The organism is Blattabacterium cuenoti (genome assembly GCF_014252055.1).
In the GTDB taxonomy this organism is placed as follows: domain Bacteria; phylum Bacteroidota; class Bacteroidia; order Flavobacteriales; family Blattabacteriaceae; genus Blattabacterium; species Blattabacterium cuenoti_D.
This window is the reverse complement of sequence record NZ_CP059208.1, coordinates 434,112-446,568: the sequence shown is the minus strand read 5'-3', so window position 1 is coordinate 446,568 and position 12,457 is coordinate 434,112. Positions and strand designations below refer to the sequence as shown.

The window sequence follows — 12,457 nt, the reverse complement described above, 5'->3', positions numbered from 1 at the left end:
ATATGTACTGCTGTTTTTTTTAATAAAAAATATTTTAAATATTATTAATATTAATAAAAGGTAATTTTACTTCAGTAACAAAAATATATTTTTCTCTTATTAAGACATAAATAGGATTTTTCAATTTATTTATATTTACATATCCTAATCCTATTCCTTTTTTTAAGACAGGAGAAAAACATCCAGATGTTACTTCTCCAATAATGGATTTATTCCAATTTAATATTGGATGTCCCATTCTAGGAATTTTACCATTTTCATTTACCATAAAAGATATAAGTTTTTTTTCTACTCCTTTTATTTTTTGTTTTTTTAATATTTCTCTTGCAATAAATTTTTTATTAAATTTTACTATCCAAGATAATCCGCTTTCTATAGGTGTTATATTTTCAGAAATATCATTTCCATATAAACGATATCCCATTTCCAATCTTAATGAATTTCTACTTGCTATTCCACATGGAATAATATTTGAAATTCCTATAATTTCATCCCATACTTTTTCTACATATTTATTAGGAATAAGAATTTCTATTCCTTTAGATCCTGTATAACCTGTTCTAGATATTAATAGATTTTTTATTCCTGCAAATTCTCCTATTTTAAAATGATAAAAATCTATTTCTTCCAATAATATATTAGTTAATTTTTTGATCCTTGATAAGGATTGAGGACCTTGTACAGATAATAAAGAATATTCCTGAGAGGAATCTATTAACTCTACATATTTACATTTGTATTTTTTTATGTGATGGGTAATCCATTTTTTATTTTTTTCTATATTAACAGCATTTACTATAAGTAGGAATTCTGTTTCTAATATTTTATAAATTACTAAATCATCAATAATTCCCCCTTTATCATTAATCATGCAATTATATTGAGCTTGTCCTATTTTTATTTTACTTACATCGTTTGTTGTTAAAATTTGAATTAAATTTTTAGAATCTTTTCCTTTTAAAAAAAAATTTCCCATATGGCTAATATCAAAGATTCCAGCGATATTTCTTACATTCATATGTTCTATAATAGAAGATTTATATTGAAGAGGCATAATAAATCCAGAATATGGAACCATTTTAGCACCTAGATTAACATGTTTTTTATACAAATACGTTTTTTTTTTGTTACTATTTTCCATCATATTCGACAAAATTATCTTTTGTTTCGTATAAAGTTATTTTCAAACTTAAATCCAAAGAAATTTTATTTCTTAACTTGTTCCACATAAAAATTGAAATATTTTCAATTGTAGGATTAATTGAAGATAATTCATTGATATCTAGATTAATATTTTTATGATCAAATAAATCTACAATTTCATTTTGTATAATTTTATTCAGCTTATTTAAGTTGAAAACAAACCCAGTTACCTTATTGACTTTTCCTGTTATACTTACTATGTATTCATAATTGTGTCCATGATAATTTAAATATGCACATTTTCCAAATATTTCAATATTTTTTTCATAATTCCATTGTCGATTATAAAGTCTATGGGCAGCGCTAAAACTACCTTTTTTACTTATAGTAGCTATCATCACAAAATAATTTGTTTAAATAATTTTTAACAATAATTTTTAACCATATAGTATATAAGTTTGGATAAAACTTAATATTTTCTATTAATTTTTTTAATGAAATCCATTTCCAATCTTCAACTTCTTCATAATTAATTGTGGGATTATTATTATAATATCCTATAAAAACATGATCAAGTTCATTTTCTATTAACCCATATTGAAATGATTCATAATATGTAAAACAAAATTGTTTTTTTAGAAAACAGTCAAAACCCATTTCTTCTATTAAACAACGGTGTGCTGCTGCTAATGGAGATTCATTTTTTTTAGGATGACTACAACATGTATTTGTCCATAATAATGAAGAATGATATTTCTTATAAGATCTTTTTTGCATCATTAAATGATTTTCTTTATTAAAAATAAATACAGAAACTGCACTATGTAATAACCCTTCCTTATGAATTTTATCTTTTTTTTCAAATCCAATAATTTTATAATTTTTTCCTATTAAAGGAATTAAATTATCGTCATTTATTTCATTATTATTATTCATATCAACTATATATACTATATCTTTTTTAAGAAGAATTTTAAAACAAATTTTATTATCTTATGATTTACAAAATCAATAATATCTTAATATCTTTTTTAAGATTTTTCAAGATAATAAATAGATAAAGAAGTGAAAAAATTTATAGATGAATTAAATGATTTAAAAAAAAATACATTTATAGATATAATGCAAATTGAATTTATCTACTTATCTCCACATATAGATATTTTAACTGCAAAAATGTCTATAAATAAAAAAAATATACAACCATTTGGTTTTGTTCATGGAGGCGCTATAATTTCTTTAGCAGAAAGCGTTGGAAGTTCACTATCATTTCTTAATATTAAAAAATATAATGACAAATATAATGTTTTTAATATTGAAATTTCTGCAAGTCATATAAAGTGTATAAAAGAAGGAGTTTTATTTGCAGAAGCAAATATTATTCATAAAGGGAAAACTCTACATTTTATACAGATAAATGTTTTTAATGAAAACAAAAAACTTATTAGTTTATGCAAAATGACGAATATTGTAATAATGAAAAAAAAACTAAATCAAAAAAAATAAGTATTACGGGGTTATATAAAAAAATTATAGAAAATTATTATGACAATAATAATTTTGTCATTTTTAAAAAACCACATGAAAAAAAAATTTATCTCTATTTCAATAAAAATGAAAATTATAAATGTTTAAACAAAAAATATTTTATAATTAAAAGTTTTGACAATAATCATGAACTAAAAATAGTTCCGCGTATAATTTATTATGCAGATATTTCAAAAAATTTATCTAATATCAAAAACTCAAATTATATTTTTAATTGGGATACTAATTCTAATTTTTTAACTAAATCTTGCAAAAAAAAATATAAAGATTTAGTTAAAAAAGGAATTAAAAAAATAGAAAAAGGAGATTTAAAAAAAGTTGTATTATCTAGATCTGTAAAGATTTCTTTTCAGAAAATTTATTTAAGAAAAACTTTTCAAAAATTAATTATATCTTACCCTAATGCTTTGATTAGTTTATGTTATAATATTCACCATGGTTTTTGGATAGGATGTACTCCAGAATTATTAATTAAATTCCAAAAAAAAAATCTCTTGATATCTGTATTAGCAGGAACAATTTGGGAAAATAATATATGGACAAAAAAAGAAATAAAAGAACATAATATTGTAGTTAATTATATTAAAAAAATATTAAAATTTTATAAAGGAGTTCTTTCCATAAAAAAAACTAGAGTAAAGAAAATAGGGAATTTAAAACACTTAGAAACTTTAATTTTATTTTCTTTTTTTAAGTATCCAAATTACAATAAGATATTAAATAAAATATACCCTACTCCATCTATATGTGGAATTCCAAAAAATAAATCTTTCAATTTTATAAAAGAAAATGAAGGATATAAAAGAAATTTTTATACGGGATATATTGGAATTGTAGATAAAGAATCAATGGAATTATATTTAAATTTAAGATGTGCAAATATAAGAAAAGAAAAAAAGGAAATAACTTTATATGCTGGTAGTGGAATTACTATAGATAGCAATGTAAATAAGGAATTAGAAGAAACAGAAAATAAAATAAAGAATATTCTTTCTCAACTTGTTTTTAAATAATCTTTTTTTTTCTGTGAAAAGGTCTTATAATCAAACGTACACTTTTATTATATTGCAAATATTGAATTATCCAATTAGTTAAGGCTATAACTCTATTTCTAAAACCTACTAGACTAATTAAATGAACAAACATCCAAATTATCCAAGCTAAAAATCCTTTTAACTTAAAAAAAGAAAAATCACAAACAGCTTTATTTCTACCTATAGTAGCCATAGATCCAAAATTTTTATATACAAAAGGTTTGATAATATTTTTATTTAATAAATAATTGAAGTTTTTCGCAAGATAATTTCCTTGTTGTATAGCAGGTTGAGCAGTCATAGGGTAACCATTTGGATAAAATTTATTTTTGTTATTGTAAGCTATATCTCCAATAGCAAAAATATTATCATATTTTATGGCCTTAAGATAATTATCAACTAGGATTCTTTGTCCTTTTACATCTTCCTTTAAAAATCCTTTTATAACTGCACCTTTAACTCCTGCTGCCCATATTACATTAGCAGATTCTATTTTTTTATTATTTTCTATAAAAACGATTTTACCGTCATAATCTTGTACTAAACAATTTAACCAAATAATCACTCCCAATTCTTCTAAATTATTATAAGCTTCTTTTGCTGATTCTTCAGACATTCCATCCAATAATCTAGAAGAAGCTTGCAATAAATGAATATTCATATATTTTACATCTAAATTAGGATAATCATGTGGAAGTACATATTTTTTCATCTCAGCTAAAGCACCTGCAAGTTCAACTCCAGTAGGCCCACCTCCAACAATTACAAAAGTCATAAGACTTTCTTTTTCTTTTGTATTATTTGTTAATAAAGCTGATTCAAAATCCTGTAGAATGAGGCTTCTAAGATTTAGAGCTTCTGGAATAGATTTCATTGGTAAAGCAAAAGATTCGATATTTTTTTTCCCAAAAAAATTAGTTACAGAACCTGTTGCTAGAATTAAATAATCATAAGATAATTCTCCTATATTAGTATATATTTTTTGTTTTTCTGTATTGATAAAATGAACATGTGCTAATCTAAAAAAAAAATTTTTAGTTTCTTTTATAATATTTCTTATAGAATGTGCAATAGAATCTGGCTCTAATCCAGCTGTAGCTACCTGATATAACAAAGGTTGAAAAGTGTGATAATTATTTTTATCTATAAGAATAACTTGGAATTTATCTCTTCTTAATTTTTTTGCTACTTGTAATCCAGAAAATCCAGCTCCGATAATAACAACTCTTTTTAGATCTTTCACTATTGGAATATTCATTGTCACGATTTTTGACATTAATATAACACAATAAACTGATATTATTATCTTGAATTAAAGAACCTAATGTATATCCGAATAAAATAATGATGATAGTAATAAAAATTGAGTTATTTATATTTTTAAGTTCAATTCTTATTAATTTTCATATTTTTTTTCTTTCTTTTAACATTTCTTGGATTTAATCTAAGATTCCCAAAAGTTTTTTTTCTTATTTTACCTCTTTTTGTTTTTCTATCTCCTTTTCCCATTTTATTTTATTGTAAATTAAAGTATTATAAATTTTATTTGCTTTTTTTTTCAAATTTTTAATAGACGTAGAATTATCTACAATAATATCAGATTTTTTTATTCTTTTTTTATTGGAAATTTGACTTTTTAGTCGATCAAAAATCTCATTTTCATTTAAATTATCTCTTTTCATTATTCTTTCTATCATTTTCTTCAATGGAGAAGTTACAGTAATAATGTTATTACATTCTTTATAACTTCCACTCTCAAATAAAATAGCAGATTCTTTAATTACGTAAAAATTTTTATTTTCTTTTTTTTCTGATAAATAAGAAATCCATTTTTTAAAATCAATAGATATCCATGGATGAATGATAGAACATAAAATTTTTAATGCAATAGAATCTTTAAATACTATTTTTGATAAATAATTTTTATTTATTTTTCCATTTATACAGGAATTTTTTCCAAAATGTTTAATTATATTTTTCTGTATAATTTTATTATTATTCATTAGTATTTTCCCTTTTTTATCTGAAGAATAAACAGGAATTCCTTTTTTTTTAAAAAAGGAAGATAACAAACTTTTTCCAGATCCTATTTTACCTGTTATACCTATTAATATAAAACTCATTATTTTTATATTTTTTCTTTTCCATATCGTAATTGAGTTAAATCTTTAGAAATTGTATTTTTTTCTAATTTTATTTTTCCTGTAATAATCTCGATTATACAAAAATCGTCTTTAATTTCTATAATTTTACCATGTATACCTGAATTTGTTACTATATAACTTCCTATTTTCAATCTTTCTTGAAATTCTTTTTCAAGTTTCTGTTTTCTTACTTGAGGACGAATCATGAAAAAATAAAATATAATAAAAATCAAAGAAAACATGCAAATAGTGCTTGCAATAGAATTTTGTTGTAATAACATAAAATGATTTTATAAACTATAAAAATAATCTATCTACATTAAACCTTTTCCAATTTTAACAATTTTATTTTGTTTATTTAAAAGTTTAAAAATATGATCTAATATTCCATTAACAAATATTTTACTTTTTTCCATACAGAATATTTTCGTAATTTCTATATATTCATTTATAGTAGCTTTTGGAGGAATATTTGGAAAATATAAAAATTCACAAATAGCCATTTGCAATATAATTAAATCTATTTTTGCTATTCTATTTATATCCCAATTATTTGATGTATTACTAATTAAGTGATTAAATTCATCTCTATGAAAAATTGTATTTCTGTATAAATCAATAAGGAATTTTTTATTTTCATCATTTTTATAAATATTGTACAATTTAAAATCTGAAGTGGTAGAGTGTTTTATAAATTTTAAAGTATTACGTACCATAGAATGAGCAATATTTAAATCTTCTTGTCCATTTATTATGTAAAAATCTTCTACACATTCTATAATTTTTTCATCAGTAATAATAAAGTCTTCATAATATCTTATTAAAAATTTTTTTTCTTCTTCAAAAGAATCACATGGTTTTTGATAAAATTTTTGATGTATAGAAGATAATTTTTGCATTTTTTGTAAAAATGAGATAAAAATATATTCATCTTTTTTTTCCCAAAAAATTTTACAAAAAAAATTTTTAATAGGATATTTCATTAAATATTTATTCTTAGAAAGAATTACAATTACAGAATTATATGCAATATTTTTCATAAAATGAATATCTTTTTTTTCATTTTTTTTACTACTAGTATTAGCCTTATAAAGAAAAAAAACTTTTTTTCTTATTTCCAAAATAAAATAAAGAAGAGATACATATAAATTATGTAATCCTTCAATGCTATCTAGCATATTTTTTTCAACTTTTTTTGAATCTATTCTTGATAAATATTGAGCATATAAAAATTGTAAACTTTTTATTCTAAAGTGTCGTCTTATAGACATTGTTAACAAATATGTTAAGATTTAGAGAGTAATGAAATTATACAGTACAATTATATAAATAAAAAATCAAATTTAAAAAGTTTGTATTTTTGTATGTTATATGAGTGATTTGTTTGCTTTTAGCAAAAAATATTATTTAAGGTATAAAATACGTCTATGCATAGGTTTTTTTTTAATTATAATATCAAATATTTTAACTTTAATTCCTATTCCTTATATAGGAAAATCAATTAATTCTATTAAAAGTTTATTCATAGATTCCTTAAATACAACAGATTCTTTTAACATTAAAAAAGATATTTTTATTTATACTAGTATTATATTAATAGGACCTGTTATAGGAGGTATAGTAAAATATCATATGCGAAAATGCATTATATCTACTTCTAGAATGATTGAATTTGATATAAAAAATGAAATATTTTCACATTATCAAAAATTAAGTTTGTCTTTTTATAAAGAAAATTCTACAGGAGATCTTATGAATCGTCTTACAGAAGACGTTTCTTTTATTAGGCAATATATAGGACCGGGAGTAATGTATTTTATCAATCTTATAATTCTTTTTATTATGGTTTCTATTCAAATGTTAAGAATAGAAAAAACATTAACATTTTATGTGATTATACCTATTCCCATTTTATTCATTTTAATTTACTACATAAGTATCTTAATTGCTAAGAAAAGCAAAGAAATTCAAAATTATCAATCATTTATATGCTCTTTTATACAAGAAACTTTTTCTGGGATACATATAATAAAGTCGTTTGTTGCTGAATCTTTTTTTCAAGAAAAATATAAAAGAATTATAAAAGATTATCAAAAGAAAAATATAGAATTAGCAAAAATTGAAACTATTTTATCTTCTATTATAATATTTTTTATTGGAATCAGTCACTTAATGATTCTTTTTTTTGGAGGAAAAAAATATTATTTTGGAGAAATAAAAATAGGAACTATTGCTGAATTTTTTACATATATTAATGTATTAATTTTTCCATTTATCATATTAGGATGGGTTGTTTCTATTGTAGAAAGAGCTAAAGTATCACTAATTCGTATTAGTGAATTTCTAAATGAAAAACCTAATATATACAATAATAATTTAATACAAACTAAAATAGTTGGAAACATAGAATTTAAAAATGTTAGTTTTTTTTATGATAAAAAAAATTTAGATTTCGATGAAAATAATTGTACAATCAATAAAATATCTTTTTCATTAAAAAGTGGAAAGACATTAATTTTAACAGGGAATACTGGATCAGGAAAAACTACTATAGGAAAATTAATATCACGTTTGTATGATCCTATTTACGGAAATATTTTTATAGATGATATGGATTTGAAGAATCATAATCTTTTTTCCTTCAGAAAAAATATAGGTTATGTTCCTCAAGAATCTTTTCTTTTTTCAGATTCTATTTATAATAATATCGCTTTAGGTTGTATAAACAGCGTTTCTCATTATGAAGTATATTCTGCTGCTAAAATAGCTATGATTGAAAATGATATTCTTAATTTTAGATATGGATATCAAACAATCATAGGAGAAAGAGGAATTACTTTATCTGGTGGACAAAAACAAAGAATATGTATAGCAAGAGCTATTATAAGGAAACCAAAAATTATTATTTTTGATGATAGTTTTTCTGCTATAGATCAAAAAACTAGAAAAGCCATTATTTTTTATATAAAAAAAAAATTAAAAAATACTACTATAATCATTATTACTCATGATACTTCTTATATCAATGATTTTGATTTATTTATTATGTTAAAAAAAGGTAGAATTTACAAAATAAAGGAAAAAATTATTCATAATAATTTTTAATAAAAATAGTATAGACCATTTTTTTTATTTAGATTTGTTTTTATGATTATAATTATATATAATATTTTTTGAAATGGACGAAAAAGAAAAAGAAAATCTAAAAGAGAGAAACGAAATTTGTTCAAAAACTTTAAAAACAGGTAGTCGTACATATTTTTTCGATGCAAGAGAAACTAGGGCAGGAGATTACTATTTAACGATTACTGAAAGTAAAAAAAATTTTTCCGAAACAGGTGAGATTTCTTATAAAAAACACAAGATATACTTGTATAAGGAAGATTTTTCAAAATTTCAAAGTATACTTGATGACATGATTAAATTTATTATCAATGAAAAAGGAAGTGAAGTTATATCAGAACGTCATCAAAAAGATTTTAAAAATCAAACACATTATCAAAATCAAGATATTAAAGAAATTAAAAGAGCATCAGAAATGAAAAATGTTACTAACATAAATTTTGAAGATATTTAGTAATCAAATTTTTTTATTTAAACTTAATAAAAATTATATTTTTATTAAGTTGGTTTGGATTGATTGATCTTTATGGAGAATTATAGAAATATAATGAATAACATCGATACTTTCGTGTTTGATGTTGATGGAGTATTAACAAATTGTACTTTGAATTTATTTCCAGATGGGAGTTTAGTTCGTCAAATGTTTGCTAAAGATGGATATGCAATTCAAATAGCGAAAAATAGAGGTTATAATATATGTGTTATAACAAGAGGTTCAGATTTAATGGTTTTTCGTCGTTTAAGAAGTTTAAAAATTCCTTATATTTATCAAGGGGTAAAGAATAAAAAAAAATATCTGGATGAATATTGCCGTATATTGAATATTAATAAAAAAAGGGTATTATATATGGGGGATGATATTCCGGATATTGAAATTATGAAATCTGTTGCTTTACCTTGTTCTCCAATAGATGCTGTTCAAGAAGTAAAAAATGTATCTAAATATATTTCTCCAAAAAAAGGAGGAAGAGGTTGTGTGAGAGATGTTATAGAGCAAACTCTTAAAGTTCAAAAAAATTGGTTTTGAATATTGTTTTTGAATATTAGAAAAAAAATAGTGTCTTTAATATAGACACTATTTTTTTTTGTTTATATATTACATCATTTATTACATCATTCCACCCATTCCACCTGCACCTCCAGGCATTTGAGGCGCTACAGGTTCATCTTTTTTAATTTCTGTAACAACGCATTCTGTAGTTAATAACATACCAGATACGGATGCAGCATTTTCTAATGCTACTCTAGCTACTTTAGTAGGATCTATAATTCCTTCTACTATCATATTTTTGTATTCTCCAATTTTAGCATCATATCCAAAGTCACCTTTTCCTTCAGAGACTTTAGCAACAACAACAGATCCTTCTTCTCCAGCGTTAGCTACTATTTGACGCAATGGTTCTTCTAAAGATCTTCTAACTATCTGTATACCAGTATCTTGATCTACATTTTCCCCTTTTAGGTTATGTAATGATTTAATAGAACGTACCAAAGCAACTCCTCCTCCGGCTACTATTCCTTCTTCCACTGCAGCTCTAGTTGCATTTAAAGCGTCATCTACACGATCTTTTTTCTCTTTCATCTCTACTTCAGAAGCTGCTCCCACATAAAGTACCGCTACACCTCCTGCTAATTTAGCAAGACGTTCTTGCAATTTTTCTTTATCATAATCTGATGTTGTAGTTTCTATTTGAGCTTTAATTTGATCTACACGAGCTCTTATATCTTTTTTACTTCCTCCTCCATTAACAATAGTTGTATTATCCTTATCTATAATAACTCTTTCAGCTTTTCCAAGCATATTTAATTTTACATCTTCTAATCTACTCCCTGTTTCTTCGGAAATAACTGTACCTCCTGTTAAAATTGCTATATCTTCTAACATTGCTTTTCTTCTATCACCAAATCCTGGAGCTTTTATAGCTGCTACTTTTAATGTTCCACGTATTTTATTAACAACTAGTGTTGCTAAAGCTTCCCCTTCTACCTCTTCTGATATGATCAATAAAGGTTTTCCTGATTGTGCTACAGGTTCTAGTATAGGCAACAAATCTTTCATTGCTGCTATCTTTTTATCAGATAATAGAATTTGAGGTTGATCAAACTCTGTTATCATTTTTTCAGTATTTGTGACAAAATAAGGGGATTGATAACCTCTATCAAATTGCATTCCCTCAACTACGTCTACAGACGTATCTGTTCCTTTTGCCTCTTCTACTGTGATAACACCTTCCTTTCCTACTTTTTCAAAAGCATCTGCTATTAAAGCACCTGTTTTTTCATCATTATTTGCAGAAATAGAAGCTACTTGTTTTATTTTTTCTGTATTACCCCCTACTTCTCTAGATTGTCTTTTTAAATCTAGAATAACAGTTTCTAAAGCTTTGTCTATACCTCTTTTCAAATCCATAGGATTTGCTCCAGCAGCTACATTTTTTAAACCTTCTCTAACAATTGCTTGAGCTAAAACAGTAGCAGTAGTAGTTCCATCTCCAGCAACATCATTAGTTTTTGATGCTACTTCTTTTACCATTTGTGCTCCTAAATTTTCTATAGGATCTTCTAATTCTATTTCTTTAGCTACTGTAACACCATCTTTTGTTACTTGTGGACCTCCAAAAGATTTTTGTAAAACTACATTACGACCTTTTGGTCCTAAAGTAACTTTAACTGCATTAGCTAATGCATCAACACCTTTTTTTAACTTGTCTCTTGCTTCAATATCAAATTTAATATCTTTTGCCATAATTTTTTAGATTTTAACGAATTACTATTATGATATAAAAACTATATCACTTTACATCAATTACATTATATAATTGCTATTACATCAGATTCTCGCATAATAAGATATTCTTCTCCATCCCATTTTAATTCTGTTCCAGAATATTTTCCATATAAAACTCTATCTCCTTCCTTCAAAATCATAGGCTCATTTTTTTTACCTTTTCCTACAGCAAACACTGTACCTTTTTGTGGTTTTTCTTTTGCAGTATCAGGAATAATAATGCCTGATGATGTTTTTGTTTCGGCAGGGTCAGGTTTTACTAGAACTCGATCTGCTAAAGGTTTAATATTTACTTCCACCATATTTTAAATAATTTTAATTAATAAGATTAATGACTCTAAATAAGTAATTCATATTATAGCTAAAAATATGCCATAATAAAAAAACACAATAATTTTCTAATTTAATAAAAATTTAACGTCATAATGACATGTTTTTAGTATTTTAATTTTAAAAAAAAGTTAAAAAGTAGAACTAAAAAAAATATAATAATAGATAAAGACCAAGTAATTTTTTCTAAAAAAGAATTAGCCCTCTTTATTCCAAAAAATTTAAAATTTTTTTCTAAAAAAGATTGAGAAATACTATCTTTTTTAGGATTTTGTACTAAAATAATTAATATAAGAAATATACACATTATAATAATAAAAAAACCAAATACAGTAACTAAAGACATA

General features: G+C 23.5%; 16 protein-coding genes. 5 read left to right on the top strand and 11 right to left on the bottom strand.

Going from position 1 to position 12,457, the window contains the following annotated elements; translation table 11 throughout:
- Positions 1 to 34: 34 nt before the first annotated feature.
- Genes gcvT through H0H48_RS02225 form a run of 3 tightly spaced genes read right to left on the bottom strand, consistent with a single transcriptional unit; the run spans position 35 to position 2,079 of the window.
- Complete coding sequence (gcvT, locus tag H0H48_RS02235; RefSeq protein ID WP_185871377.1) at positions 35 to 1,141, bottom strand: glycine cleavage system aminomethyltransferase GcvT; 1,107 nt, start codon at positions 1,139 to 1,141, stop codon at positions 35 to 37.
- A complete protein-coding gene (locus H0H48_RS02230; protein WP_185870943.1) occupies positions 1,131 to 1,541 on the bottom strand; it encodes a 6-pyruvoyl trahydropterin synthase family protein in 411 nt (136 codons plus the stop codon). Before H0H48_RS02230 ends, gcvT begins: the two co-directional genes overlap by 11 nt.
- On the bottom strand, positions 1,522 to 2,079 hold the full coding sequence (locus H0H48_RS02225; protein ID WP_185870941.1) for an isopentenyl-diphosphate Delta-isomerase: 558 nt from the start codon (positions 2,077 to 2,079) through the stop codon (positions 1,522 to 1,524). The genes H0H48_RS02230 and H0H48_RS02225 overlap by 20 nt, the downstream gene beginning before the upstream one ends.
- Positions 2,080 to 2,208: 129 nt before the next feature.
- Between H0H48_RS02225 and H0H48_RS02220 the strand changes: the two genes are divergently transcribed.
- Both H0H48_RS02220 and H0H48_RS02215 read left to right on the top strand, forming a co-directional pair.
- Positions 2,209 to 2,649, top strand: a complete 441-nt coding sequence (locus H0H48_RS02220; protein WP_317168612.1) for a PaaI family thioesterase — start codon at positions 2,209 to 2,211, stop codon at positions 2,647 to 2,649.
- A complete protein-coding gene (locus tag H0H48_RS02215; protein ID WP_185870939.1) occupies positions 2,595 to 3,704 on the top strand; it encodes a chorismate-binding protein in 1,110 nt (369 codons plus the stop codon). Before H0H48_RS02220 ends, H0H48_RS02215 begins: the two co-directional genes overlap by 55 nt.
- On the opposite strand, the gene H0H48_RS02210 is transcribed toward H0H48_RS02215, so the two are convergent.
- From H0H48_RS02210 to nusB, 5 genes are all read right to left on the bottom strand, one after another.
- Complete coding sequence (locus H0H48_RS02210; RefSeq protein WP_185870938.1) at positions 3,697 to 4,983, bottom strand: NAD(P)/FAD-dependent oxidoreductase; 1,287 nt, start codon at positions 4,981 to 4,983, stop codon at positions 3,697 to 3,699. The genes H0H48_RS02215 and H0H48_RS02210 overlap by 8 nt on opposite strands.
- A gap of 128 nt (positions 4,984 to 5,111) precedes the next feature.
- Positions 5,112 to 5,234, bottom strand: coding sequence for a 30S ribosomal protein THX (locus H0H48_RS03100; RefSeq protein ID WP_238785304.1), 123 nt, complete (start codon positions 5,232 to 5,234; stop codon positions 5,112 to 5,114).
- On the bottom strand, positions 5,195 to 5,848 hold the full coding sequence (gene coaE, locus H0H48_RS02205; protein WP_185870936.1) for a dephospho-CoA kinase: 654 nt from the start codon (positions 5,846 to 5,848) through the stop codon (positions 5,195 to 5,197). The genes H0H48_RS03100 and coaE overlap by 40 nt, the downstream gene beginning before the upstream one ends.
- A 5-nt stretch (positions 5,849 to 5,853) precedes the next feature.
- Complete coding sequence (yajC, locus tag H0H48_RS02200; protein WP_185870935.1) at positions 5,854 to 6,150, bottom strand: preprotein translocase subunit YajC; 297 nt, start codon at positions 6,148 to 6,150, stop codon at positions 5,854 to 5,856.
- 33 nt (positions 6,151 to 6,183) lie between these two features.
- On the bottom strand, positions 6,184 to 7,140 hold the full coding sequence (gene nusB / locus H0H48_RS02195; protein ID WP_185870933.1) for a transcription antitermination factor NusB: 957 nt from the start codon (positions 7,138 to 7,140) through the stop codon (positions 6,184 to 6,186).
- Positions 7,141 to 7,240: 100 nt separating this feature from the next.
- Between nusB and H0H48_RS02190 the strand changes: the two genes are divergently transcribed.
- The 3 genes from H0H48_RS02190 to H0H48_RS02180 all read left to right on the top strand — a co-directional run bounded on the left by H0H48_RS02190 (position 7,241) and on the right by H0H48_RS02180 (position 10,019).
- Positions 7,241 to 8,974 carry an ABC transporter ATP-binding protein gene (locus H0H48_RS02190; RefSeq protein WP_185870931.1) on the top strand — a complete coding sequence of 578 codons (1,734 nt, stop codon included), beginning with the start codon at positions 7,241 to 7,243 and terminating at the stop codon, positions 8,972 to 8,974.
- Between the two features lie 73 nt (positions 8,975 to 9,047).
- Positions 9,048 to 9,446 (top strand): DUF3276 family protein, encoded by a 399-nt coding sequence (locus H0H48_RS02185; RefSeq protein ID WP_185870929.1) that lies wholly within the window; start codon positions 9,048 to 9,050, stop codon positions 9,444 to 9,446.
- Between the two features lie 93 nt (positions 9,447 to 9,539).
- A complete protein-coding gene (locus H0H48_RS02180; RefSeq protein WP_238785303.1) occupies positions 9,540 to 10,019 on the top strand; it encodes a KdsC family phosphatase in 480 nt (159 codons plus the stop codon).
- Positions 10,020 to 10,100: 81 nt separating this feature from the next.
- Here H0H48_RS02180 and groL read toward each other — a convergent pair whose 3' ends face one another.
- From groL to secG, 3 genes are all read right to left on the bottom strand, one after another.
- A complete protein-coding gene (gene groL / locus H0H48_RS02175; protein WP_185870926.1) occupies positions 10,101 to 11,738 on the bottom strand; it encodes a chaperonin GroEL in 1,638 nt (545 codons plus the stop codon).
- A 65-nt stretch (positions 11,739 to 11,803) separates the two neighbouring features.
- Positions 11,804 to 12,082: a co-chaperone GroES gene (locus tag H0H48_RS02170; protein ID WP_185850232.1), complete on the bottom strand. Its 279-nt coding sequence runs from the start codon at positions 12,080 to 12,082 to the stop codon at positions 11,804 to 11,806.
- Between the two features lie 134 nt (positions 12,083 to 12,216).
- Entirely contained in the window at positions 12,217 to 12,456 is a 240-nt protein-coding gene (secG, locus tag H0H48_RS02165) for a preprotein translocase subunit SecG (RefSeq protein ID WP_185870924.1), read from the bottom strand.
- Position 12,457 lies beyond the last annotated feature (1 nt).